The organism is Parabacteroides sp. KHUB-01, assembly GCF_056640935.1.
In genome coordinates, this window is record NZ_CM153256.1 from 1,685,399 (window position 1) to 1,711,324 (window position 25,926).

The window sequence follows — 25,926 nt, forward strand, 5'->3', positions numbered from 1 at the left end:
CTTTATTAAACACTAAAAAACATAAATATTATGAGAACATTATTATCAATATCATTACTAATGATTATATGTTTTGCATGTAATTCATTGCCTGAAGATGATACAGTTACCCATATTCCATTTAAAGCAGACGAAGATAGTCGCTGGGGATTAATTGATTTAGAAGGCAATATTTTAATAGAAAATGAATTTGAAAAAGAGCCATCATCTGTTCATGAAGGTCTATTTTCTGTAATAAATGACGACGGCCTATATGAATTTTATACGGCTGAAAAAAAATTCAAAAGAATAGGTAATGAGTATGTAGATGCAGGTCATTTTAGTAATGGATTAGCTCCTGTTGTTGAAAAGAACAAGCCTGTAAGCTTTATTCATAAAGATGGAAGTACTGCATTTATTTTTGACAGATATAATAATGAACCCGTAATTGCTGTTTCAAATTTCAAAGAAGGGTTAGCCTATTTTAAGACATCATCAGGAAAATATGGATATATAGATACAAAAGGGAAAGTTGTGATAGATGCTATTTATGAAAATGTTCGTTTATTTAATGACGGATTAAGTATAGTACAAAAGCCGAACGATGAGAATAATTATGTAATAAATAAAAAAGGAGAAGAGCTATTTCACTATAAACCAGCAGATTCAAATAGATACTCTTATTATGATTTTATAGCAGATGGCAAAATATTTTATACAGAATTAAAATCGGATTTAAAATGTTTTGGCATTATGGATAAAAATGGGAATAAAATATTAAAAGCTTCTACAAAATATAGGTATTTATACCCTATTGGTAAAGATTATTTCATATTTGAGAATAAAGCAGGTAATCGTGGAGTTATTGACAAAAATGGAGATATAATAATACGTGCTAAGTATGAATATTTAGATAGTAGTGGAGATATTATGATTTATGAACATAATGGTAAAAAAGGAATTCTATCATATGATGGAACAGAAATTACCGAGCCAAAATATGATAATATACTTTCTTATAGTGATAAAGGGGAATACTTGTATGTACATGATAACGATGAATGGATATTAATTGATAAAAAAGGTAGAGAAATTAACTCAAAGAATTTTTATAAAATTTCTGGCACTTACTATGACCTTGAAATACATAGTGATTATGTTGATATACAAACAGAAGTTGATAGAGTACTTAAACTTATTAATAAAGATGGAAGTATAGATAAAGTAACATATAGTACTACTCCCGGTGAATTTGCTCATATATATAATATAGACTATAAGGTATCAGATTTAAAAGATAAAAAAAATAATGTATAACAATTTGGGTTATGAAAAATTTTTCAAAGTTGATTTATTGGTAGAATTTTCAGAGAATGTAATAATTCCAAATTATGAACGCAAATGGAAGGAGTCTTATTGGGGAAGTGGTCACTGGGAAAATGAAATAACAGGGTATAGTTATAATGAAAATTCAATCCCTAAAATAAATACAATTGGATTAAGTCTTAGAGATAAACTTATTGAACGCAAACAAGAAGTATTCGATGCTATTTGCTTCTGGATGGAGTCAAACGGATACACTAAGCTATCTACAGAAAATGAGGAAGGAAATATTTCTGTTTATTGGGAAAAGAAAACATCTTTTATTATTAAAGCTGGTACACATTTTAACTCAACAGAAAATCGAATAAGCATAGCAATAGGTAAATAATAAAGAACATGAAAATCGTAATATTACTTATATTCTTTTTCATAACAGAATACACAAAAGGGCAATCCGAAATTAACAACAGTGAACATCTTATTCAAGATATTTCTCCTAAATATGAAAAAGATTATGAAATTATAAATTCCGTTACTGAATTTATAAATAAAAATGTCATTAATATTGAAACATTTTTTATGGCACAAAAAGAGAATCCATTAATAATAAAGAAATACTCTGATGAAACAAATAGCAGAAATGATTTTATTATAGTAAAAGGTAATCTTTATTCAATTTCAGTTACAGGAGAAGATAATAGTGCTTGTGAGATTTGCTTTAAAGACTATTTTTATAGCTTTAAAATGTATCTTCCCATCCAAGAAGATTTTTATAACCTTAGAAAAGGAAAGACTATATATGCTTTTGTGAATATAAATAATATTAGTAAATACGAAATTACATGTAACATAGCTTTAGCAGCAACTACACCTCAATTATTAGCTCAAAAATATATCACTTTATTTAAAGCTATTAAAGAAAATGATTTAGAAAAAACAAAAGAACTATTAGATGTAGGATTAATTTCTATATTCAATTGTGATGATTGTAACTACACAAATAGTTTAAATTATTTCATTAATCATTTTCAAAAAATATATTAGAGTTTATATAGATAAAAAACAGGATAATTGAAAATCAGTATCCTAAATCCTTATTCGATATATTGACTATTAATCATTATTCAAAATAACCGTGAAAACCGCGAAGAACAGTAACGGTATTCGCATAGAAAAAGGAATGAGTGTAGAGGTAGTTACATCCTCTACAAGTAGTAATCCATTAACTACAAACGGTGGACAATTGGTTGCTGATGCTTTTATGCGTATTTACGGAATAGATGCAAAGAAAGCAGGTATCCTATCTACTGTATATTTGGATGTACAAAAGATTGGTTAAACCCAACAAATTAATCTCACACAAAAGGCAATAGTTTGTTTAAGATAGCAAGCTATTGCCTTTTGTTAAAACTCATCATCAAATCACCACATCTCTCTATTATTCAAACATATAACTAAATTGTGAAACTTGCGGACAGAAACTATATGTAAGGAAGAATTACAAGAAATACTTACTCTGTTTCATTGGATTTGCAATCCAATGTTGAATTAATCAAGGATTTATAATCCTTACCTATTATAATGCGGATTGCAAATCCGTTTGAACAGACAAATCTCTGTGTTCTCCGTGTCTCCGTGTTTAAATTAGCCAGCCCAAAACGTATAACCAAAACTTTGACAAAAGCAAATTCTAAGGCTGACATTTTGCCCCATTTTTTATCCCAAAAGAAAAACTTTTATTTCCAAATATTTTCAGAAGTTTTCTATTTTATTTTTTACATCATTGTTTATCAATTGATTTACAAAAATTAACTAGGCAAAAGTTTTCCAAAAAGGAAAACTTAATGATGTTTAGATATATCTTTGCAGCACAAACAAAGACTAATAAAAATAAGATAAAATAATCATGATTCAGACAGTTGTTAAACGTGACGGACGAATCGTTGGATTCAACGAAGAGAAGATAGCGACAGCTATCCGAAAAGCCATGTTGCACACTCAAAACGGCGAAGATATGCAGCTTATTCGCCAGATAACTGACCGTATTTCATTCAAGGGTGATTCTCAAATGACCGTTGAAGCTATCCAGGATGCTGTCGAAATGGAACTCATGAACAGCAGCCGTAAAGATGTTGCACAGAAATACATCGCATACCGAAATCAAAGAAGTATTGCACGCAAAGCGAAAACCAGAGATATGTTTCTGGAAATCATCAATATCAAATCAAATGATATTACGCGTGAGAATGCCAATATGAATGCCGACACTCCGGCTGGTATGATGATGAAATTCTCAAGTGAGACAACTAAACCTTTTGTTGACGACTATTTGTTAAGCGAAGAAACCAGAAACGCTGCACAAAACAATTATCTGCACATTCATGACAAGGATTATTATCCTACAAAGAGCTTGACTTGCGTTCAGCATCCTTTGGACAAGATTCTGAAGAATGGTTTCTCGGCTGGTCATGGTGAATCCAGACCTGCAAAACGAATCGAGACTGCAAGTATTTTGGGCTGTATTTCTCTTGAAACTGCTCAGAACGAGATGCATGGCGGACAGGCTATTCCTGCTTTTGATTTCTATCTTGCTCCATACGTAAGAAACAGTTTTATCGAAGAGATTAAGAATCTGGAAGATTTGAACGGTGAGGATTATTCTCATTTATATAATGTGGAACTGGAAGATTTCATTTCAAAGCCTTTGGACGGACTTAAAGGTGAAGAAAGAATTTTGCAGCATGCAGTCAACAAAACTGTAAGCCGCGTTCACCAGTCAATGGAGGCTTTTATACATAATATGAACACTATACATTCCCGTGGCGGTAATCAGGTAGTGTTCAGTTCCATCAATTACGGAACAGATACTTCAGCTGAAGGAAGATGCGTTATCAGAGAATTGCTTCGTACAACTTACAGAGGTGTAGGTAACGGAGAAACTGCTATCTTCCCTATCCAGATTTGGAAGAAAAAACGTGGTGTCAGCTATTTGCCTACTGACAGAAACTACGACTTGTATCAATTGGCTTGTAAGGTTACGGCACGCCGTTTCTTCCCTAATTTCCTCAACCTCGACGCTACATTCAACCGTCATGAGGATTGGAAAGCAGACGATCCGAAGAGATATATGTATGAAGTTGCAACTATGGGATGCCGTACACGTGTGTTCGAAAACAAATTCGGTCCGAAAACTTCAATCGGACGTGGAAACTTGTCGTTCTCTACAATTAACATTGTGCGTCTTGCCATTGAGTGCATGAACATCAGTAATAAAGAAGAAAGAATTGCAATGTTCTTCTCAAAACTGGATGCAATGCTTGAGATTACTGCACGCCAGTTGCATGAAAGAATGGAATTCCAGAAAACAGCTTTTGCAAAGCAATTCCCTTTGCTTATGTCTTCTCTATGGATTGGATGCGAAAAGTTGAAACCAAATGACACGATCGAGTCTGTAATCAACCAGGGAACACTTGGTATCGGATTTATCGGACTTGCAGAATGTCTGGTTGCACTGACTGGCAAGCATCACGGAGAATCTGAAGAAGCACAAGAACTTGGTTTGAAAATTGTCACATATATGCGTGACAGGGCTCAACAGTTTTCTGACCAATATCATCACAACTACAGTGTTTTGGCTACTCCGGCTGAAGGTTTGTCCGGTAAGTTCACAAGAAAAGACAGAAAAGATTTCGGTTCGCTTCCGGGAATCACTGACCGTGAATATTATACTAATTCAAATCATGTTCCGGTATATTATAAATGTAGCGCCAAACATAAGGCAGAAGTGGAAGCTCCTTATCACGACCTGACACGTGGCGGGCATATTTTCTATGTTGAGCTTGACGGTGACGCTACTCACAACCCAGATGTTATCATGCAGGTTGTGGATATGATGGACAAATATAATATCGGATATGGCTCAGTGAATCATAACCGTAACCGCTGCCTTGACTGCGGATATGAAAATTCAGATTCATCAATGACTGAATGTCCGAAATGTGGAAGCCATAATATTGACAAGCTTCAGCGTATCACCGGCTATCTGGTTGGAACAACTGACAGATGGAATAATGCGAAGTTGGCGGAGCTTAAAGATAGAGTGACACATAATTAATAGAGAAGTCAAGAAGTTAAGGAGTCAAGAAGATTTTTCTTTATATTCTTAACTACTTGACTTCTTGACTACTTAACTACTTAACTTCAAAAAAACTATGCCCAACAAAACAATCTCAATCCTAAACATCCTCGAAGATACTACAGTTGACGGACCAGGATTCCGCACAGCTATTTATTCTGCCGGATGCGAACATAAATGCCCCAGTTGCCACAATCCCGAATCATGGGATATAAATAATGGCAAAATGGAGAATATAGAAACAATTGCTGAGAAAGTGTTAAGCGACGAATTTGCAAATGTTACTTTCACAGGAGGTGACCCAATGTTTCAAGCCGAAGCTTTTGCAGAATTGGCAAAGATTATAAAGGAAAGAAGTTCAAAAAATATATGGTGCTACACTGGCTTCCTTTATGAAGCATTGCTGAAAAGAGAAGATTGCATGAAACTTCTCTCCTATATAGATGTACTTGTTGACGGTCCATTTATTTTGTCTCTTAAAACTGAGGAAGTTCCATTCAGAGGAAGTAGTAATCAGAGGTTGATTGATGTGCAGGCTTCTTTGGAGAGAGGGGAAACGGTGTTGTGGGGGTATGAGCCGAGGCCGGTGTTATGATATTCAAACCTGTAACAATTTCTAAATAATTCACCTTTCACAATAGGGGTTTCTCCCATAGCAACTGTCTTATCTCTTGAAACAACAAGATATCTCATTATTGAGATTAGAAAAAACTTGTTTTCTTTGTAGTTCTCAAACAAATAAAAGAAATGGAGACATTTTCAGTTGCAGACTTTGAGTATAATTTCAAGAGTTTATATAAACCCTTGTGCCTTTTTGCGCTCCGTTATATCCATGAAACAGAAGATGCCGAGGATATTGTGCAGCAGGCTTTTGCCGATGTATGGGAAAAAGGCAGTAAAGGAGAAAACATTTCAAACCTGAAATCTTATCTTTACCAGACAGTGAAGAACCGCTCATTAAACTTCATTACACGACAGCCATTATACGAAACAACCGCACAGATTCCTGATACTGAAGATTTGGATGAAGAGGAAGAAATAGCCTTATCCGAACGTGACGCTCGCCTGTGGGCGGCAATAGACAATCTGCCCAAAGAACGCAGACGTATATTCCTGCTTTCAAAACGCGACGGATTGAAATACCAGGAAATTGCAGACATGCTGCAAATATCTGTGAAGACAGTGGAGAATCAGATGGGCAAAGCATTGAAGACATTAAGAAATACAGCCATTCGTATTTATCTATTCTTTTTTTCATAAACAGAAAATAGGGGTTTTCATAAGAGCTTTTGTCTTAACGATAAAAAATCGTCAATATGAAAAAATACAACAGTTTTGAGGAACGCATTCGTTTCATCGCACAATACTACCGTGAGAATTGCTTTTCAGAGGATGCTGCTTGGAAAAGATTCGCACTAAAACACGGAATAGTCCGTCGTCCACGAATTTCATTTATGCAATGGAGTGCGGCTGCAGTTATATTACTGCTTGTAGGCTTCGGTTCATACTGGTTCTACAATCAAAGACAAGCAGATTGGATTGAGGAAAGTACAGTTGCAGGACAAATAAAAGATGTTTTCCTGCCAGACAGTACAGTAATTTATCTTTCTGAAAACACAGAAATAAAATATGACAGGAAAAGTTTCGGGAAAGGCAATCGCAATGTGCTATTGCAAGGAAAAGCTTTCTTCAAAGTAAAGAGGGACGAAACATCTCCTTTCTCAGTAAAAACAAAACAGACAAAGGTGGAAGTTCTGGGAACAAGTTTCCAAATTGCTGAATACAAAGACAGAGTAAAGGTTGACGTACTGACTGGGAAAGTGAGATTTGAGGCAGAGAGCGAAGAGGTGTTATTAAGTGCCGGTATGGGCGCAATTTATAAGCCTAAAGAAAACAACATAGAAATAAGCAATGAGATAGGAGAAAATGTAATGTCCTGGAAAGAAGGAATATTAAGATTCAACCATACTCCGATGTATAAAGTAGTAAATGACTTGAGGGATTTCTACGATATAAATATCACAAGCCTTTCGGAAGAAGAAAAGAATCTGCAACTGACGACATCATTCAAGGATATGAGTATAGATGAAGTACTTAGAATAATCAACCAGACATTAGACATCAATCTGAAAACGGAAAAAACAAAATGAGAACTATATTATATTGTATTTTCTTTTCCTTTCTGATGGTTTATCCGGTATTGGCTCAAAAAGAGGAAAAGCCAACAGTATCGTTTATACTAAAAAACGAACCGATTTCGAAAGGATTACGGGAAATAGAGAAACAGACAGGTTTGTCTTTATCATTTGAATCACTATTATTTGAAGGTTTCCCGGATGTGACAGTAAACTTTAAGAATACGCCTTATGATAAAGCATTGGACACATTGTTCAACGGCTCTTGGGTAGAATGGATACGGAACGGAAATTTCATCATACTGAAACGCAGATTTTCTGTGGATATACACAACGACAGTATAAGAACAAAACATCTTGCAGAAATACTTGTTGAAGCAGACAGTGTGCGAACTTCATATAGTATGCGAAATGGAGGAGTTTCCTCAATCCCCGCATCTACGCTGCAACGAATCCCGTCATTGTTCGGGCAAACAGACGTGGTACGTGGTCTTCACCTTCTGCCCGGTGTTTCATCTGGAAGCGAAGGAATGACAGGTCTGTATGTGAGAGGAGGAAACAACGACCAGAATCTTTTCCTTCTTGACAATATGCCTTTATATCAGGTAAGCCATCTTGCAGGTCTCTTCTCTCCTTTCAATCCGGATGTGATACGGAAAATGGATTTCTACAAGAGTGATTTTCCGTCACGCTATGGCGGACGCTTGTCGTCTGTTGTTGACATTGAAAGTAAATCAGGTAACAACAAACGAATTCATGGTTCAGCTTCATTAGGTCTGCTTTCGGGAAGCCTTTATTTGGAAGGTCCGATAATCAAGGATAAGCTGACGTTCAATATTGGTATCAGACGTTCGTGGATGGATTTGATTACTGCTCCTACATTTGCTCTGATAAATCTGTATGAGAAAAAGAAAGGCGATTATTCTGTGGATTTATTGTCTTTCCGGTATTCATTTCACGACCTGAACGCCAGGATGGACTATAAGATTAATGAAAAGGATAAACTTTCCTTTCACATATACTCTGGAAATGATTATTTCATGTTTCAGAACAAGGATTTGATGGAAAACTGGAGTAGTATGGTGGATTACTCACGTTATCAGACAAGTTTCGGGAATCTGCTGGCAGGAGTGAACTGGAACAGGATTATCAACCTCAAGAGTAATCTTTCACTCGGTTTTTCATATACCAGATATCACTCAAATATAACTTACAAATCAGGTAACAACAATAACGGTTATGGAAACGGGGCATATTATCCATGGTATGGGAACAGCGGATATGAATATGAAATAGTTCCAGTATTTACTAAGTTCAACGTATATTACCCGGAAACAAGCAGCTCAAACAAATCCCTTATTCAGGATTTCAATCTACGGGGAAAGATAAATACAGATTTCAATGACAGACACAGCATATCATATGGAGCAAATTTGACTTATCATGCATACAGGCCTATAAGTCTTTTAAATGAGCAGTATGCATTCTTAAATGGGAAAACTATATGTGAAGGGAAAAGCCAGTATGTGAATAAGACAAATTCCATTGAAGGGCAAATATATATAGATGATTATTTTAAATTATCTGACAAACTTGAGCTTAACACTGGATTAAGAATGGAGCTATTCGCAGGAAAGAAAGTTTATCCGGATATTCAGCCACGTATTAAGTTACAATATATGGCTAACGACAAATGGAATGCGTATATTGCTTATTCACGTATGAGACAATATATTCACATGGTTCCTTCATCATATTTTTCTTTACCTAACGATGTATGGTTTCCTACAACGGAAGAGATAAAACCAATGACATCAAATCAGCTGACCGCAGGTGTGTTCTATAATCCCAGCAAAGATTACTCATTTGCTACAGAAGTTTATTACAAAGGAATGGATAACTTGTTGGAATTCCGAAACGGAGCAATGCAATTTGAAGGTTTAGACACATGGAACGACAAACTGGCTGTAGGAAGCGGACGCTCATACGGTATTGAATGGAGTGCACGGAAAGAAACAGGTAAATTAAATGGGTGGATATCATATACTCTTTCGTGGAGTGACAGATTGTTTCCGGAACTTAACAGCGGAAACCGTTTTCCTTCACGATTTGACAACAGGCACAAAATAAATATTGTCGGTTTGTGGAAGATAAGCAAGAAAGTAGAATTGAATGCTGTATGGACATATCACAGTGGCGACAGAGTAACGCTTGCCCTTGACCAGTATTATATGAATCAAGGAGCGGATGACTGGATATATAATCAAACTAACTCATGGATGCCTCAGTTTAATTGGACTTATACGGGAGAAAGAAACAATGTCCAATTGCCTGCATATCACCGATTGGACTTGGGGTTGAACATTTACCGTCCGAAGAAAAACGGAAGAATGGGAATATGGAACATAAGTATATACAATGCTTATTGCAGAATGAATGTCTTTGCTATAAAAACAACTGTAGATGAAAATCACCAGACAGCCAGAGCATCGTCGCTTTCGTTTTTACCGATAATTCCAATGGTTTCTTATACATATAAGTTTTAAATCCAGGGACAAGTTGACGAGATACGAGTTAACAAGGTTCGCAAAACAAAGCCGAAAGCTCTAATAACTTCATATACTTGTCAAATTATCCCCTTGTCAACTAATAAAAAAACACATATGAAACAAATTATACTAATAACAACAACTTTCATCCTTTCACTGACTTCGTGCATAAAGGATATTGACCTTAGTGAATATATAACTTCACCCAAACTGGTGATGAATGCGACTTTATTTCCTGACAGAAATATTGAAGTGGAAGTGACACGTACATGGTTCATCGGGACACCCAAACCCAATGAAGCTATAGAAGACGCTAAAGTGAATCTTTACGTTAATGAAGAATGGAAAGAAGAGCTGAATCATAAAATAAAAGAAGATTCAACAGGGAAAAAGGCTATATATTTCAGCCAATATAAACCACAAAGTGGTGAAACACTGAGAATAGAAGTTTCCAGGGAAGGATTTCCAAATGCCTCATCAACAGATATTATCCCGGATGTATGTAATATTAAATCCTGTACAACAGAAAGAATAAAGAACAACAACAGACTATGTGAGCTTACTATTAAAGATAATCCTAAATATGAAGACTATTATGCAATATATCTGTTCTATCAGGATACTGTGATAAACGGTGAGCCTGTATATAAGGGGTTCTATCCTAAAGTATTAAATGAAAACCTGATTATAAACGAGGAAAAGAGTTTTATTGATAAGATATTCGATACAGGAAGTCATTATCTTAATTACACTGTTGAGCCTAAGATTTTCAATGACAGAAGTTTCAACGGAAAGGATTTCACTGTGTCAATATCCATATATTCACCTCTTCGTATGAAAATAAATGCAGACGGGAGTTATTATAACTGCTTTATGCGAGTTTACACACTCTCTGAATCATATTACCGTTTCCTTGAATCTGTATTGTTCGTTAGTAGTGAAGATATACTTAAAGATATGGCAAATCAAGGGCTTACCGACCCTCCCATGGTTTTCAGCAATGTAAAGAATGGAGCAGGAATGATTGGAGCTTGCAACTATTATGATATTCCTATAAAATGAGAAGTGTGACCCGGGTGGGACTCAAACCCACGACCTTCAGAACCGGAATCTGACGCTCTATTCAACTAAGCTACCGGGCCTTGAAAAATATGAATGCAAATGTATAGATAATCTTTTAAGAATGCAAATTGGCTTGGCAAATAATAGGCAGCCAATAACTTTTATCATTGAATCCAATTATTTAATATCATTTTGCAAATAATTCAACCCAAACTATTGTTATTTTGCAATCAATACTTATCTTTGCCTGCACAGAATAACAATCTCTAACAAAATAAATATATGAGCTATCTGATAAAACCCGCAGGATATAAGGCAATCTTAAATCTGCAACAAACAGAGTTAGGTATAAAGAAAATTAAGGACTTTTTCCAACAGAATCTATCATCGGAACTTAGACTTCGTCGTGTTACAGCTCCATTGTTTGTATTGAAAGGTATGGGTATTAACGATGACCTTAACGGTACTGAAAGAGCTGTTACCTTCCCTATAAAAGATTTGGGAGATGCAAAAGCTGAAATTGTACACTCTCTGGCAAAATGGAAAAGACTAACTCTTGCAGATTATAAAATTGAGGAAGGATATGGTATTTATACAGATATGAATGCCATCCGTGCTGATGAAGAACTCGGGAACTTACACTCTCTGTATGTTGACCAATGGGACTGGGAAAGAGTAATGAAACCGGAAGAGAGAAACATAGATTTCCTGAAACAGATTGTGCGCAGAATTTACGCAGCAATGGTAAGAACAGAATATATGGTTTATGAAATGTTCCCGGAAATTACACCTTGTTTGCCTCAGGAAATCCAGTTCATTCATGCCGAAGATTTATTACAGAAATATCCAGGTTTATCTGCCAAAGAAAGAGAAGATGCTATAACAAAAGAATATGGAGCTGTATTTATCATCGGTATTGGATGTAAGTTAAGTGACGGTAAAAAGCACGATGGACGTTCACCGGACTATGATGACTGGTCAACCGTTGCTGAAAACGGACAAATGGGGCTTAATGGTGATTTGTTGGTTTGGGACAGTGTTCTTGACCGCTCATTAGAACTTTCTTCAATGGGTATAAGAGTTGACAAAGAAGCTTTGCTGCGTCAGCTGAAAGAAAGCAATGCTGAAGAACGTAAAGAACTATATTTCCACAAACGACTTATCAACGGAGAATTGCCTCAAAGCATTGGTGGCGGTATAGGACAGAGCCGTTTGTGTATGTTCTATCTGCGCAAGGCTCATATCGGAGAAATCCAAGCCAGCATCTGGCCTGAAGAGATGAGGACTGAAGCTCGTGAAGCAGGAATGTATCTTATTTGATTATTTATAAATGTATTAATGATCCTGTCCTAATGTAGAAACAACTGGCATAAGGACAGTAGTAAAAAGAGTTCGAACCAGCATATATTCAGGTTCGGACTCTTTTTTATTTCACGAGAATATTCATTTCATTGTTATATTATATGAAGTTTCTTAGATTTGTAGAAAATATTATGACATAACATAAATACACATGAACGTAAAAATAGAACAATCCTGGAAAGAGAAACTTGCTGACGAATTCGAGAAAGACTACTTTATACGACTAACCGAATTCGTTCGTAATGAATATAAAACACAGACAATTTATCCTCCGGGACCATATATCTTCAATGCCTTCGAACATTGCCCATTCGATAAAGTTAAAGTAGTTATCCTAGGTCAAGATCCATATCACGAACCAGGACAGGCACATGGGCTATGCTTTTCCGTTCAAGACGGTGTGCCTTTTCCTCCTTCTCTGCAGAATATATTCAAGGAAATAGAAGCTGACCTGGGAAGAAAAAGTCCATCAAGCGGTAATCTTCTTCGTTGGGCAGACCAAGGTGTGCTTTTGCTTAACGCAACACTTACCGTTCGTGCACATCAAGCCGGTTCACATCAGAACAAAGGTTGGGAAACATTTACCGATGCTGTTATCCACAAACTAGCGTCCGAAAGAAACCATATAGTTTATATTCTATGGGGTTCATATGCACAAAAGAAAGGTGCATTTATCGACAGTACAAGAAATCTTGTGCTTAAATCTGCTCATCCATCTCCTCTATCAGCATACAGAGGATTTTTCGGGAATAAACATTTCAGCAAGACAAATGATTATCTGATTGCTACGGGACAGGATCCGATAGAATGGTAGTTTTTGAGTTTGGTAATAAAACAACAGCGACTAATAACATGAAAAAAATATGCTTATTAATATGGTGTTTGAATTTTTTCAACTGTTTTTCGCAAACACCAATTGAAATAAACTTGGATCCAGAAAAAATGGAAGTATCAGATTTGGGATTGAAAGACATTGCTGAATCAATAGAATACATCCCATTGGAGACGAAAGACGAATGTTTGATAGGAGAGAATATATATTTTGATTTTGACGAAAAACATATCATAATTGGATATTATAATTGTAGCACACTTTATCTTTTTGACAGACAAGGACATTTCATTCGAACAATAGGTACTAAAGGACAAGGACCTCAAGAATTTGATGGCATACATAACATTTTCCTTGATTCAAATCACATTGTGATAGATGCTGTTAATAAGGCTCTTATTTTTGATAAGGAAGGGAATTTTATTTGGTCTACATCTTTTCCTATTGATGATAGGTATATCGCATCTTATTTCAATGAACAATTTTTGCGTGTAGCAGAAAGTTATATTTTTAGAGATTCGACCTATTGTGTTTATGAAATCTATAACCATAAAGGGAATTTAGTAAATAAAGCTATACCATCTGTTCCTATTTCACTAAAAAAAGATTCAAAATGGCGCCTCTCTTATAAATGTAAAGAAATAAATCCTGTTTATACCTATCAAAATCATTTGCATGTACGGGAATATATGAATGATACTGTATATATGGTTAATGGGTTGAATCAATTCATCCCTAAGTATGTTCTTAATCTTGGTAAGTACAAAATAACACCAGAAATACAAGCAGATATTAATAACTTTGAGAATCGTATAAATGACAAAGTTGTTATTACAGAGATAGTAGAAACATCGAATAAACTGTTAATGCATTATTTTTATAAGTGGAAATTTCATAGTTGTTATTATGACAAGAAAGAACATAAAGTATATAAGTTCGCAAGTGATGGTTTCCCTAATGATTATGACGGTGGAGTTGATTTCTTAAATATGTATCCAATTTATGGTCAAAAGAACAACTATATTAGGACTAGTTTTCAAGCAGGTGAGTTTATTGATAAAGGAGAAATGTGTTTATCAAAAGAACGAACTACTAAAGGTCCTAAATCTGCTGTAAATAGATTTAGAGATTTAGTTATGAAAAAAGTAGATGCAGAAGATAATCCAGTTCTAATGATTGTGAAACTTAAAGACTGATTTTATGATGAAATAATAGAATGGTGTATTCTGTATTTTCTCTCTTAATTAACCATATATTAGTTTGGGAATTTCCCCCGTTTTGACTGTCGAACCTTATTTTCTGGGGAACACCTAAATATATAAAAGCCAACTAATTCACAACATTTTATTCATGAATTAGTTGGCTAATTTTATACTATTTACGGAATATTCCTTATAAACTTAAATCCTACGGCCACTCAACCCCTTCACGATAGTTGCTGCTCTGATTATATTTCAAATCCTTCAACAACGATGAGCTTACGGCAATTGAGAATGTATATGACTTATAAGGACCAACAGGAACGAAACTTGCAGTCATCTGGAAACAGTGCAAATTTCGCGATATATTACAAGTCATATAAGAAATCTTCTTTGTATCAAAATCATATGTCGCATTGAAGTTCAAATTCCAGTTCTTTGTAGGCTGGATACTTCCGTTGAATGTCAATGCATGAGTAAGTCTATACTTATATTCAAGACTTTTCGGATTAAACTCTCCATAATTCAATGACATACTATAGTTGAAAGACAAATTCCATGGAATAGTTGCCTTTGTATAACCGTCTGCATCAACTTCGTCAGTTTCTTTCTTCTTGCCCAAAAGACGTTCTTTCTTTTCCTCTTCGGGACCGGCATCACTACCTTGGAGTCCTTCGCCTTCAGTATTCGTATTGTTTGATTTTGACTTGCTGCTATCTTCTCCTCCAAACCATTTCTTGAATGTATCATTATTAAATGTGTATGAGAAGCTAGTTCCGGTTTGTCTTAGTCGGCCAATACCTTTTCCAGCCTGCCAACGTGGAATATCCAACTTACGGACAGTATTTGTTTTCTCATCATATCCGTAAGTATAAGTATCAAATATCATATTAAGGTTAAGAGTATAGCTCTTTGTCAGTTTCAGACGCAAGCCCATAGACAAATCACTCCATTTGAACGAATCGGCAGCCATATTATAACTCATACCAAGAGACAGGTTGTCGATTAAGCTAATCTTCTTGAATCCTGTAGAGTCTTTATCAGAGCGAACCTTCATCTCCAAGTTGTTATTAAGAGAGAAGTTAAGACTTCCACTTTTTCCTCTTCCTGGAACGCCGAACATTTGCCCGGAGAAAGGAGAATAAGTCACCATTCTCTGTTCGCCCTGAGCATCAGTATATACATAATTCTCATAATAACCGAAACGCGATGAGCCAAAGTCAGGTGTTGCACTCAAGCTGACAGACGGCTCCATTCTATGACGAATCATTTCCACCTTATTTCCCAAGAATGGCAAAGGTTTGAAAAATCCATAAAGAGTTGTTGAAGCACCGATAGATGCAGAATAGTCATAAACTCGATAGAATCCATACACCGTATCAGAAGGCGCCATACGCTGAGTCTGCATATCATATGCCTGCATGACTTTATTAGTGTACCATCTCTCAGTATAATTGAATGAAGGAGAAATATTCAGATATTTGAACAAAGAGAACGTAGCACTTACCGGAATTGTATGCTGCATGGCATTACGCCAATCTTTTACTAAATTAGATTTGAAAAGCAAATTTTCCTTAGTATTGATGCTATTTCTCAAATAACCTGTATATGACAATGAAATCTTCTCATACCAGCGTTCGCTTCCGACAGGATTCTTTCTTTTAAATGGGAAAACACGGCTCAATGTAAAAGAAATATCAGGCAATGTAACAGATATAGATGAGTCCTGAGTTCTCTGGCTGATTGAACCAGAAGCAGATATAGAAAGCGGAAAATCCGGGAAACGCTGAGTCAAACTGACACTTGAACTCTTCACGTTATCAGTTCCACCCGGAGCCATAGGTCCATAATACTGGTTACGGGCATAACTACTGGTTGCAAAGTTTACACTTGCCGAGAACGACCTGTACGGGTTTGCTTTCGCATCCTGAGTATGAGTCCACTGAATCTTAAAGTCCTTCGACAAAGAATAGTCTGGCAAACCTTTGTCACCATACTTGGAGACCAAATATGAAGCATTGAAACTACCAGAGTATTTATATCTTTTCTTATAGCTCGAGCGAGCAGAAATTCCCCAAGAACCTTTAGTGTAAATCTCTCCAGTCAGAGCCAAATCCATATAATCACTCAGCGCAAAGTAATAACCACCATCACGAAGGAAGAAACCGCGGGCAGATTCATCACCAAATGTTGGCATCAATATACCTGAAGAATAAGATTCAGAGAAAGGGAAGAAACAGAACGGCAAACCCAACGGCAGAGGAACATCCTCAACCACAAGATAAACCGGACCGGTAACAATATTTTTCTTAGGGCGAACCTTCGCTTTAGTCATCTGGATATAGAAGTGAGGATGCTCGTGATTGTCGCAAGTAGTATATCGTCCGCCCACCATATTCAGAGCATCATCGTCACGTTTCTTTGTTCGTCCGGCAGTGACATATCCTTCACCCTGCTGAGTAATTACGTCAGTTATGAAACCTTTTTTCGACTTGAAATTATATCTCATAGTCTTTGACTCATATTCCTGACCGCCATCTTTGAAAAGAGGATAACCGAACTCCGCACCTATTGAATCCAGACCGAACTTGGCAAACACAATACTGCTGTCCATATTCATCTCGATTTTCTCTGCCTGCAATTCAATCTGCTGATATTTTACATTTCCTTCACCAAACAGATATGCCCAGTTCCCTGCTGTCATCACAATAGAGTCTTTTGCCTGATAATCAACAGGAGCATCAAGTGCATTTTTCTTTTTCGGAACGGAATCAGTAGCCAACGTATCGGCAGGCAAGACTACAGCAGACGTATCAGCCGGCGTCTCCACCACCTGTGCCATAACTCCGAATCCTCCAAAGAGAAGGTACGTCAAAAGGGTTATAAGGATTTTATATCTCATTATCTATTTCTATTCAAGTTTCGTTGCCTCAACCTGCGGAAAACAAAACGGCGCACAACGAAACTTGAGCGCCCTGCAAGAGTTGAGTATCATGCAGAGCGCAAAGGTATAACAAATTAATCGTTATCAGAAGTTTTATTCTCCTAAAAAGAGTTTACACCAAGCATCAAATTGCTTTAATGTCTCTTCTCCATATTTTGAAAGGCTTGTTCTAACCTTATCTATCTTCTTTTCCTTACCTAATTTTGTTTTACTGAAAAATTTATCAGCAAAGCAGATAAGTTGCTCTTCCATCGACACTGGTCGCATATCCCGGCGTGGAACAGGAAGCTGACGGGCATCTATTATTTCCAATGAAAGACCGGTTCCCGTGTGTCGCTCACAAACCAATGCGTGCTTTGGATAACCATCATGACGCATAAGTTCCGCTCCAAGATAACCATGACAAATGTAAGGCATTACCCCGTGACAATCTATTTCCGGAGCATCACATTTGAAAATTCCTATATCATGGAGCATAGCTGCCTCCTCAACAAACTTCAAATCCAAGTTCATTTCCGGATGCATTCTACCTATTTCCAATGCTTTATCAGCTACACTCCTGCTATGGTTTACCAATATTCTGTAAGCCTCGCTATCTTCAGCATAATATTTCTGTATTATTTCTAATGGATTCATACGGATATACTATTATTAAAAGTTTCGCAAGTATACAAAATATTTTGGATTATTACATCTGCATTCCGCCTCCATTCTCATTTTCGCCACCCATTGAGTCGTCATTACTGATGCCACGTTTTACTTTCTTGATGACATCTTTCAATGAACCGAAACGGTAAGAAACGCTCAAGCGGAAATCACGTGCATGATTATATGATACGGTTTTCATATTGAATGTATCATCTGCTGTGTTACTTTCCATCTTAATAGTTTTCCAGAACGGATTGTTGCAAGAAAGAGATACAGTAAGTTTTTTATCAAAGAAACTCTTATTTAAAGATATACCTGTGAAATACATTGCAGAACTTTTTCCCTGCAAATTGATTCTAGGAGAAAAATATCCACCATTCAAATCAATACGGAAATCTTTCGGCAAAGTAAGCTGTGCACCTGCAAAAACTCTACCACTGAAACCATCGTTAGCAAGATTACCTTCAGTACTTTGAAGTTTTTCATAATTCATTCCGGCATTTGTAAATATTCTGAGCATTGCTATCGGACTATAACTTGCATAAAGGAATGCACCTACAGAACGTGTACGGCCGATATTACCATAAGTCGTTTCAGATATACCCTGATCGTTCACCCATGTATATTGCTCGATTGAATTGTTCACGAAACGGTAGTTTCCACTAAAATTCATATTGAACTTCTGAGTAAAGATACTATAGTTCAAACGTATATTATGGCTCTTTTCAGAATCCAAATTCGGATTACCATAAGAGATATTCAACGGGTCGGTATCATTGATATAAGGATTCAAATAACGGATACCAGGACGGCGAATTCTCATATTATATCCTACACGAACCTGCTGAGCCTGAGTTATCTGATAAGACAATGTCAGGTTAGGAACTACATCAAAATAATTTGTCTTGAAGTTCATTGATGGATCGTAGGCGTATTTTACATTCAAGGATGTACCTTCACCACGCACACCGAATTTAGTTCCCAATTTTCCGAATTTCATTGCATAACCAAGATAAGCAGAATAAATATGCTGGTTATGGCGGAAATCGCTGTTAGCATCGTATACAGATTCCCAATCTTGAATAGAATCTCTGTAATATCTTCTGTCAGTTTCACTGTCACTACCACGATAAATATATTTCACACCAGCCTCAAGTGTATGATTCTTCCATGTTGGAGTTGTATAGTCAAACTGAAATGTATGTTCATTTGTTGCAGCGTCATTTATTGTCCATTGAGGATAATCGCTCATCAAAGGATAATCAACTACATCCAGCAATTCCGTATAGCTTTCGCTATTGTTTGGCGACTGGCTGAAACGGTAAGAAAGAGTCAGAAGCTCACCTTTCTTATGTGTCGAATGCTGATAATCAACATTAATATCCGTTGAACCAAACACAGATGTTGAACGGCTGTTTCTGTTATAAGAATATGAAGGCAACAATTCAGAGCCATTCCTGCCCAACATTTCAACGGCATATTCTGTTTTTGAAGTGTTATCACCACGGAAAAGGTTTGCACCTACTGTAATAAGGTTTAATGAGTCTATTTCATAACTACCTTCAAGATAACCGAACTGGAACGGACCTTGGTTTTTACTGCGTCCACTCTGGTTCAAAACACTTCCGGCACGTGAGTCTGTTCCATAATCTTCACGAATAGAATATGATTCATTCCATGGAGAGTTATTATAATTATAGTTGTAATTAGCTGTTATACCGAATTTACCATATTTAGCCGATACATAAGCACCACCACCAAATCTGCCTAATGTACTTGCGCTGGCACGTACTGTTCCGGTATAACCCTGGAACAAATTCTTGGTTGTGATGATATTGATTATACCACCAACACCTTCAGCGTCGTATTTTGCTCCCGGATCTGTTATAACTTCGATATCTTTTACAGAACTTGCCGGCATACTCTTCAAAACATCAGAAGGATTGTTGCTGAGCATGTTTGAAGGTTTACCGTTTACATATATTTTGAAGTTTGTTGAACCTTGTAACTGTATTTCATCATTTCCATCCACCGTAATCATCGGCACTTTGCGAAGCATGTCAAGGGTGTTGTTTGTCTGAGATTCAGGGTCGTCCTGAAGACTATAAGTAAGTTTGTCAATTTCCACTTTCACAAGCGGTTTCTGCGCCACAACGGTTACTTCGTCAAGTCTCTGATTATCATCAATCATATAAAGCTTGCCGAGGTTAAGGGTATTTTTACCTGCAGAAAGGGTGAATTTCTTCTGCGCCGGCTTCTTTCCGATTGACTGCATGGAAAGAATGTATTTACCAGCCGACTTCAATGAAGCCTCAAAATTACCATCAATGTCGCATGCCAAAAGCAACAATGATTTCTGCGGATTGTTCTGCAATGCGATGCTCAATGTCGCATAAGGAACTGTTTCATTTGTCAGCGAATCGACAACCTGTCCTTTAATAACAAAGTTCCCTTTCGCTCCCGTTTGTGCCACTGCCGAAAAGGCAGAAAGCATAAAACACAATAAGATAAACAAGCAATTTTTCATCTCATTCACACACTTAAAGATTTTACTCAGGTTATTTTTTTCTCTCTCTTTAGCTGCGCAAGCCGTATAGCTTCTAAAATCAAATCCACATTGCCTAAACTTTTGCAGCTATGAGTATTCAATAATGTTCAAAGCTCTTACTTACGAAACCTTAATTCGATTTATTTGACGCAGTAGAATACAAATAGTTTACTCTTGGAGCATATTTTTTTCAATAAAAATTTCGCATATCAACATACCCTACATTTAATCACTATAAATCAGTTTATTACATTTTCATCATAAAACTACACACTGAAAAACTTTTTCCATATATTATGAAATTTTATTTTCATCATAGTGAAAAACTTTTTTCACAATATATGGAAAAACTTTTTCATACGAATTTAGCAATTGGTAATATTAAATACGATTCAAAAATTGCTGGAAACTATTTTCCCCGAAACCAGATTGAACCTAGGGAAACACATACAAATATAATACAGACGAAAAGTGATTATTAAGAATTTATACTATTTTTGTAGGGAATAAAAATCCCGAGGAATAATTAACCGGCATATTCCCGCCGGAATTTTCCTGAATTAAAAACAACATTTTATGAAAAAGCAGCTTTTAGTTTTAGGCATAAGTTTGCTAAGTTCGGCAACTTTTGCACAGGGGCTAGATGTTATCAAACTCAATGCTCCAAGTAAAAACCGCGGTGTATCAATTACCGAAGCATTGCAGCAGAGACATTCCGACCGAGTGTTTGATTCAAAAGATTTGTCACTGCAAGACCTTTCGGACATTTTGTGGGCTGCAAACGGAGTAAACCGCCCTGGCGAAAAGAAAAGGACAGCTCCATCAGCTTTAAACAAGCAGGAAGTTGATGTGTATGTATTCAAGAAAGAAGGTGTGTACAAATATGATGCTTTCGCCAACGAGCTGAAACCTGTGGCAAAAGGCGACCATCGCAAACTGATTGCCGGACAGCAGGATTTCGTAATGTCGGCACCTGTTTCTCTTCTTTTGGTTTCTGACGTATCGAAATTTGGTAACAACACTGAAAAATCCAGAATTACAACTGCGTGCGATGCTGGAATAGTTTGCCAAAACATCAATCTTTTCTGTGCGGGAATAGGTTTGTCGACTGTTCCGCGTGCAAGCATGGACGTCGAAGGCATTAAGTCATTGCTGAAACTGACCGACAGCCAGATTCCTCTTCTTAATAATCCTGTAGGTTATCCAAAGAAATAAGATAATATGCCCTTTATATTGATTTTCTGTGCATACCTTATTGCCAACGTGTATATGATAAGGTATGCACGCAAAGCTTTGCCGTCAGACCGAAGAAAAGCCAAAACAATTCTGACCGTATTGTTTGCTCTTTGTGCTTTGGCAATATTCCCTGAATTTCTGTTCAAGAAGTATATCAGCGAAACTGGAATTATGCAGTCGCTGCATTTTGTAGGTTGCAGCTGGCTTGTGTTCACTTTATATATGACTATCGGTTTGTTGTTGTTCGACATACTGAAACTTTTCCGTATAAAGATAAAACACAGCTTTTGGATTACGCTGGCTGTCGTTTCCGGACTTCTTGGCTATGGATATTGGAATTACAGGAATCCTAAGATTAAGAATATTGAACTAAACACCTATGGAAAGCTGAATAAAGAAATTACAATAGCAGCCGTCAGTGATATTCATCTCGGTTATGGAACCGGAAAAGAGCAGATGAAAGAATACGTGCAGCTGATAAATTCGCAAAATCCGGATATAATAATCATTGGAGGCGATTTGATTGATAACGATATTCGCCCGGTCAGACTCAACAATATGCAGGAAGAGCTGAACAGCCTGAAAGCTCCTTCGGGCGTATTCATGGCTCCGGGAAACCATGATTATTTCAGTGGAATAGAAAATACACGTAAATTCCTTTCCGAAACTCAAGTTGTATTGCTCGAAGATTCTGTTGCTGTGATTGAGGATTTGGGAATACAAATTGCAGGAAGAAAAGACAAACGGCAGAAAGACAGGCTTCCTCTGAACCAGCTGATGCAGAGAACAGACGGCGAAAAGCCTGTTATATTGATTGACCATCAGCCGTATGATTTGCAGGAAACAGCTGATAATAATGTATATTTGCAATTCAGCGGACATACACACCGCGGACAGATTTGGCCGTTGAATTGGCTTACGGATAATTTGTTTGAAGTCAGCCACGGTTACGTTAAGAAAGGAGAAAGTAATATTTACGTTTCGTCCGGTTTGTCATTGTGGGGACCGCCGTTCAGAATCGGCACTGAAAGCGAAGTTGTTGTATTCCGGCTTAAATAATTTAATCAGCTCAAAAACTAAATTATAAATGAAAGTATTCATCCAGTCCATTTTCGGACAAATCATACTTACGTCGTTCATTGCATGGCGCGGCTATCAGGCAGTTCCTTCCGGTAAGAAATGGAAAATTCCTTATTTTCTGTTTTTTGCTTTGGAATTTTGCCTTTTCATGTTCGGATATATTTTCCGTAAAGACTTGCCGGACGATATCATGCTTCCGCTTATGATGATATGCAACACATGGTATATTGCTTCATTATATATAACAATGTGTATAATAGCAATCGAGGTTCTGCGCTTTTCCGACCGGTTCATACACTGGATTCCGGTATTCGTAAAGCGGAACAGTATTGCTGTTAAGCGGGTTCTTTTCCTTTCGGTTCTTGTTGGAGTGTCAATTCTGATGGTAATTGCCAACCGTACAGTTACAAATCCTGTAGTGAAACACGTTTATATGACTTTGCCAAAGAAAGGAAGCACACGCGACAGCCTTAAAATCGCAATGATGACAGACCTTCATATTGGAGAGGTAATACAGAAATCTATGGTTCAGAAATATGTAGCTCTCTGCAATGCCGAGCATCCAGATATGGTTGTAATGGTTGGTGACATTATGGATTATGAATCCCGATTTGCCGAGAAATATCACTCGGACGAAGACTTGCAGAAGCTGAATGCGCCATTGGGTAGTTATATTGTGAACGGGAATCACGAATTCAGAGCCAATATTAATGCCAAACGTATTATGCTGCGCAAAATGGGATGTCTTCTGATTGATTCCGTTGTAAGTCCGGATTCCACATTCCTGCTTATCGGACGTGACGACTTTGTGAACAAGAATAGAAAACCTCTGAACGAGATTCTGAAGAATGAGCCGCATGATTTGCCAACTATTGTTCTTGACCATCAGCCATATTGTTTCAGCGAAATGAGAATGAACAATATTGATTTGGGATTGCACGGACATACACATAACGGACAGTTCTGGCCATATCCGCTGCTGATGAAGTTCATATATGAATGTCCTTATGGAGAATATAAAAACGGCCCGACTCAACACTACGTTTCTTCTGGTGTAGGTTGTGCCGGACCGCCTTATCGCGTCGGAACATTATCCGAAATTGTTATTTTGCATCTGAAGTTTGAGTAGCAGGTTCTTCTGCCGGCTTTTCCAATGCCTTTCTGTACATTTCAGGGTCGGCAAGAACTTCTAGAGCTTTATCCAAAACTTCATCATCTCTGAGGTTAAATATCAACTCTCCTTTCTGATAATAATAGCGTTTCACTATCTCTGCAGAAAGGAGTTTCTTTACCTCTTTCTTGAATCGGTCGAAATCTCTGTTCAAATTAGGAGTCAACTTTTCTTCCAAGGCTTTGAACAATGTTGAATCTTCATTGAGATAACCTTCAAATTCGGCAACTTCTTTCAGATTCTTCAATGCTTTTTCGCTCTGACGGTCATAAGTGAATTTCTTTTCTGAAGCATAAGCCTTGAATGCTTCGAAATCCTCATCCGAAAGTTCGAACTCTTCAACCGGAGGAATAGTTTTATGCTTCTGAACCCATTCTGTAACGTAGTCCATCAGCACAGTGTCAACAGCAAGATAATACATCATTGTCGGCATCTTAGGCTCTTCAACCTCAAATTCAGGACGAACACCACCGCCATCACGCACCGGACGTCCGTTCTTTGTATAGAACACTGAAGTCAAACTGTCCGGAATAGCCTCAACAGAACCATCTTCCTTGCGGTGAGTATAGTCCATCTGCTGAATGCAACGGCCGCTTGGGATATAATATTTGCTTATTGTCACCTTAAGACTTCCGTTATAAGGCAATTCTCTCGGAGCCTGAACAAGACCTTTTCCGAACGAACGCTGTCCGACAAGAACTGCACGGTCCATATCCTGTAAACCTCCGGAAAGGATTTCGGCTGCTGAGGCCGAACCGCCATTGATAAGAACCGCAATCGGCATAACTGTATCAATCGGTTCAACCGGAGTGCGGTAAGTTCTGTTCATAGCCGGATTCTTTGCCTTTGTTGAAACCACTTCAGTTCCTTTAGGCGTAAACATTCCAACAATCTGAACTGCACCGTCCAGAATTCCACCGCCATTGTTACGTAAATCAAGAACCAGAGACTTTATGTTGTGATTCTTTTTCAGGTCGATAAAAGCATCTTTCACTTCCTGTGCGCTCTTGTCGGTGAAACCTTTCAGATATATATAACCGACACTGTCGTTTCGGACGCCATACCAAGTAACCTGGTCAACAAGGACTTTCTTCCTCATTATCTCAAACTTTCTCGGTTTCTTCTCGCCGGGACGCTGAATTGTCAGCGTCATTTTTGAGTTTGGAACACCTTTGAGCAACTCGCTCACCTTGTCGCTCTGCATTTTGGAAACGTCGATAGTATCGATGGCAAGAATCAGGTCGCCAGCCTTAAGACCTGCTTCGGCAGCCGGCATTCCTTCAAACGGTTCGGCAATCATAGCACCGCCATTTTTGTTTCTCTGACGTATATATGAACCAATACCGCCGTATTCGCCTGTCACCATTTGTTTGAAGTCTCCCATTTCCTCCTCAGGAATATACTCAGTGTAAGGGTCAAGTCCGCCAAGCATTGCATTTATTCCACGGCGCACTGTTTTCTCTACATCTACAGTATCGACATAGAACATCTCAACTTCCTTCACCAAAGCGTTGAATATATCTAGGTTTTTGCTCACTTCAAATCGGTTGTCTTTCACCTGAGCTCCGACCGGAGCAACAGCACCTGAAAGAAGCAACGAGCAAACCAAGCCCAAAATAGATTTACGTTGCATATGCATTATATTCTTGTTTTTCTACATTAATAATATATTAGTCTGTTCAAGTGTCGCAAATTATATAATTCGCAAGAATTACGGAGATTA

The 25,926-nt window shown here is 37.3% G+C and carries 20 protein-coding genes and 1 tRNA gene; 16 read left to right on the forward strand and 5 right to left on the reverse strand.

Features of this window, described 5'->3' with window-relative positions:
* Positions 1-30 precede the first annotated feature (30 nt).
* From ACYIAR_RS07535 to ACYIAR_RS07580, 10 genes are all read left to right on the forward strand, one after another.
* A complete protein-coding gene (locus tag ACYIAR_RS07535; protein WP_480333172.1) occupies positions 31-1,296 on the forward strand; it encodes a WG repeat-containing protein in 1,266 nt (421 codons plus the stop codon).
* Positions 1,289-1,690, forward strand: a complete 402-nt coding sequence (locus tag ACYIAR_RS07540; protein ID WP_480333174.1) for a hypothetical protein — start codon at positions 1,289-1,291, stop codon at positions 1,688-1,690. The genes ACYIAR_RS07535 and ACYIAR_RS07540 overlap by 8 nt, the downstream gene beginning before the upstream one ends.
* Positions 1,691-1,698: 8 nt before the next feature.
* A complete protein-coding gene (locus tag ACYIAR_RS07545) occupies positions 1,699-2,346 on the forward strand; it encodes a hypothetical protein (RefSeq protein ID WP_480333176.1) in 648 nt (215 codons plus the stop codon).
* Between the two features lie 85 nt (positions 2,347-2,431).
* On the forward strand, positions 2,432-2,641 hold the full coding sequence (locus ACYIAR_RS07550; protein WP_480333580.1) for a DUF6140 family protein: 210 nt from the start codon (positions 2,432-2,434) through the stop codon (positions 2,639-2,641).
* A 567-nt stretch (positions 2,642-3,208) separates the two neighbouring features.
* Positions 3,209-5,416 (forward strand): anaerobic ribonucleoside triphosphate reductase, encoded by a 2,208-nt coding sequence (locus ACYIAR_RS07555; protein WP_480333178.1) that lies wholly within the window; start codon positions 3,209-3,211, stop codon positions 5,414-5,416.
* 97 nt (positions 5,417-5,513) lie between these two features.
* Positions 5,514-6,032 carry an anaerobic ribonucleoside-triphosphate reductase activating protein gene (gene nrdG, locus ACYIAR_RS07560; RefSeq protein ID WP_480333180.1) on the forward strand — a complete coding sequence of 173 codons (519 nt, stop codon included), beginning with the start codon at positions 5,514-5,516 and terminating at the stop codon, positions 6,030-6,032.
* Positions 6,033-6,184: 152 nt separating this feature from the next.
* On the forward strand, positions 6,185-6,697 hold the full coding sequence (locus ACYIAR_RS07565) for an RNA polymerase sigma-70 factor (protein ID WP_480333182.1): 513 nt from the start codon (positions 6,185-6,187) through the stop codon (positions 6,695-6,697).
* Between the two features lie 56 nt (positions 6,698-6,753).
* Positions 6,754-7,587, forward strand: a complete 834-nt coding sequence (locus tag ACYIAR_RS07570; protein WP_480333184.1) for a FecR family protein — start codon at positions 6,754-6,756, stop codon at positions 7,585-7,587.
* Positions 7,584-10,118, forward strand: coding sequence for a TonB-dependent receptor plug domain-containing protein (locus tag ACYIAR_RS07575; RefSeq protein ID WP_480333186.1), 2,535 nt, complete (start codon positions 7,584-7,586; stop codon positions 10,116-10,118). Before ACYIAR_RS07570 ends, ACYIAR_RS07575 begins: the two co-directional genes overlap by 4 nt.
* Before the next feature lie 117 nt (positions 10,119-10,235).
* Entirely contained in the window at positions 10,236-11,183 is a 948-nt protein-coding gene (locus tag ACYIAR_RS07580) for a DUF4249 domain-containing protein (protein ID WP_480333188.1), read from the forward strand.
* A 6-nt stretch (positions 11,184-11,189) separates the two neighbouring features.
* On the opposite strand, the gene ACYIAR_RS07585 is transcribed toward ACYIAR_RS07580, so the two are convergent.
* Positions 11,190-11,263: transfer RNA gene (locus ACYIAR_RS07585), tRNA-Arg, on the reverse strand.
* Between the two features lie 202 nt (positions 11,264-11,465).
* Between ACYIAR_RS07585 and asnA the strand changes: the two genes are divergently transcribed.
* From asnA to ACYIAR_RS07600, 3 genes are all read left to right on the forward strand, one after another.
* On the forward strand, positions 11,466-12,503 hold the full coding sequence (gene asnA / locus ACYIAR_RS07590; protein ID WP_480333190.1) for an aspartate--ammonia ligase: 1,038 nt from the start codon (positions 11,466-11,468) through the stop codon (positions 12,501-12,503).
* Between the two features lie 193 nt (positions 12,504-12,696).
* Positions 12,697-13,359: a uracil-DNA glycosylase gene (locus tag ACYIAR_RS07595; protein WP_480333192.1), complete on the forward strand. Its 663-nt coding sequence runs from the start codon at positions 12,697-12,699 to the stop codon at positions 13,357-13,359.
* The gene (locus ACYIAR_RS07600) at positions 13,353-14,573 is read left to right on the forward strand and encodes a 6-bladed beta-propeller (RefSeq protein WP_480333194.1); all 1,221 of its coding nucleotides are present in this window, start codon (positions 13,353-13,355) and stop codon (positions 14,571-14,573) included. Before ACYIAR_RS07595 ends, ACYIAR_RS07600 begins: the two co-directional genes overlap by 7 nt.
* Before the next feature lie 211 nt (positions 14,574-14,784).
* On the opposite strand, the gene ACYIAR_RS07605 is transcribed toward ACYIAR_RS07600, so the two are convergent.
* From ACYIAR_RS07605 to ACYIAR_RS07615, 3 genes are all read right to left on the reverse strand, one after another.
* Positions 14,785-17,478 (reverse strand): putative LPS assembly protein LptD, encoded by a 2,694-nt coding sequence (locus ACYIAR_RS07605; RefSeq protein ID WP_480333196.1) that lies wholly within the window; start codon positions 17,476-17,478, stop codon positions 14,785-14,787.
* Between the two features lie 135 nt (positions 17,479-17,613).
* Positions 17,614-18,156 carry an HDIG domain-containing metalloprotein gene (locus ACYIAR_RS07610; protein ID WP_480333198.1) on the reverse strand — a complete coding sequence of 181 codons (543 nt, stop codon included), beginning with the start codon at positions 18,154-18,156 and terminating at the stop codon, positions 17,614-17,616.
* Positions 18,157-18,208: 52 nt separating this feature from the next.
* Positions 18,209-20,695: a TonB-dependent receptor gene (locus ACYIAR_RS07615; RefSeq protein WP_480333200.1), complete on the reverse strand. Its 2,487-nt coding sequence runs from the start codon at positions 20,693-20,695 to the stop codon at positions 18,209-18,211.
* A 597-nt stretch (positions 20,696-21,292) separates the two neighbouring features.
* Between ACYIAR_RS07615 and ACYIAR_RS07620 the strand changes: the two genes are divergently transcribed.
* The 3 genes from ACYIAR_RS07620 to ACYIAR_RS07630 are packed head-to-tail and all read left to right on the forward strand — an operon-like array spanning position 21,293 to position 24,161.
* Positions 21,293-21,931, forward strand: a complete 639-nt coding sequence (locus ACYIAR_RS07620; RefSeq protein ID WP_480333202.1) for a nitroreductase family protein — start codon at positions 21,293-21,295, stop codon at positions 21,929-21,931.
* A gap of 54 nt (positions 21,932-21,985) precedes the next feature.
* Positions 21,986-23,011 (forward strand): metallophosphoesterase, encoded by a 1,026-nt coding sequence (locus ACYIAR_RS07625; RefSeq protein ID WP_480333203.1) that lies wholly within the window; start codon positions 21,986-21,988, stop codon positions 23,009-23,011.
* Positions 23,012-23,039: 28 nt separating this feature from the next.
* A complete protein-coding gene (locus tag ACYIAR_RS07630; RefSeq protein WP_480333205.1) occupies positions 23,040-24,161 on the forward strand; it encodes a metallophosphoesterase in 1,122 nt (373 codons plus the stop codon).
* Here ACYIAR_RS07630 and ACYIAR_RS07635 read toward each other — a convergent pair.
* The gene (locus ACYIAR_RS07635) at positions 24,136-25,842 is read right to left on the reverse strand and encodes a S41 family peptidase (RefSeq protein ID WP_480333207.1); all 1,707 of its coding nucleotides are present in this window, start codon (positions 25,840-25,842) and stop codon (positions 24,136-24,138) included. The genes ACYIAR_RS07630 and ACYIAR_RS07635 overlap by 26 nt on opposite strands.
* Positions 25,843-25,926: the final 84 nt, after the last annotated feature.

Coding starts and splice junctions, on each gene's coding strand:
- ACYIAR_RS07555 (WP_480333178.1), top strand. CDS start 3,209: ATGATTCAGACAGTTGTTAAACGTGACGGACGAATCGTTGGATTCAAC.
- ACYIAR_RS07615 (WP_480333200.1), bottom strand. CDS start 20,695: ATGAAAAATTGCTTGTTTATCTTATTGTGTTTTATGCTTTCTGCCTTT.
- ACYIAR_RS07620 (WP_480333202.1), top strand. CDS start 21,293: ATGAAAAAGCAGCTTTTAGTTTTAGGCATAAGTTTGCTAAGTTCGGCA.
- ACYIAR_RS07540 (WP_480333174.1), top strand. CDS start 1,289: ATGTATAACAATTTGGGTTATGAAAAATTTTTCAAAGTTGATTTATTG.
- ACYIAR_RS07605 (WP_480333196.1), bottom strand. CDS start 17,478: ATGAGATATAAAATCCTTATAACCCTTTTGACGTACCTTCTCTTTGGA.
- ACYIAR_RS07545 (WP_480333176.1), top strand. CDS start 1,699: ATGAAAATCGTAATATTACTTATATTCTTTTTCATAACAGAATACACA.
- ACYIAR_RS07635 (WP_480333207.1), bottom strand. CDS start 25,842: ATGCATATGCAACGTAAATCTATTTTGGGCTTGGTTTGCTCGTTGCTT.
- ACYIAR_RS07595 (WP_480333192.1), top strand. CDS start 12,697: ATGAACGTAAAAATAGAACAATCCTGGAAAGAGAAACTTGCTGACGAA.
- ACYIAR_RS07570 (WP_480333184.1), top strand. CDS start 6,754: ATGAAAAAATACAACAGTTTTGAGGAACGCATTCGTTTCATCGCACAA.
- nrdG (WP_480333180.1), top strand. CDS start 5,514: ATGCCCAACAAAACAATCTCAATCCTAAACATCCTCGAAGATACTACA.
- ACYIAR_RS07600 (WP_480333194.1), top strand. CDS start 13,353: ATGGTAGTTTTTGAGTTTGGTAATAAAACAACAGCGACTAATAACATG.
- ACYIAR_RS07575 (WP_480333186.1), top strand. CDS start 7,584: ATGAGAACTATATTATATTGTATTTTCTTTTCCTTTCTGATGGTTTAT.
- asnA (WP_480333190.1), top strand. CDS start 11,466: ATGAGCTATCTGATAAAACCCGCAGGATATAAGGCAATCTTAAATCTG.
- ACYIAR_RS07630 (WP_480333205.1), top strand. CDS start 23,040: ATGAAAGTATTCATCCAGTCCATTTTCGGACAAATCATACTTACGTCG.
- ACYIAR_RS07565 (WP_480333182.1), top strand. CDS start 6,185: ATGGAGACATTTTCAGTTGCAGACTTTGAGTATAATTTCAAGAGTTTA.
- ACYIAR_RS07580 (WP_480333188.1), top strand. CDS start 10,236: ATGAAACAAATTATACTAATAACAACAACTTTCATCCTTTCACTGACT.
- ACYIAR_RS07535 (WP_480333172.1), top strand. CDS start 31: ATGAGAACATTATTATCAATATCATTACTAATGATTATATGTTTTGCA.
- ACYIAR_RS07625 (WP_480333203.1), top strand. CDS start 21,986: ATGATAAGGTATGCACGCAAAGCTTTGCCGTCAGACCGAAGAAAAGCC.
- ACYIAR_RS07610 (WP_480333198.1), bottom strand. CDS start 18,156: ATGAATCCATTAGAAATAATACAGAAATATTATGCTGAAGATAGCGAG.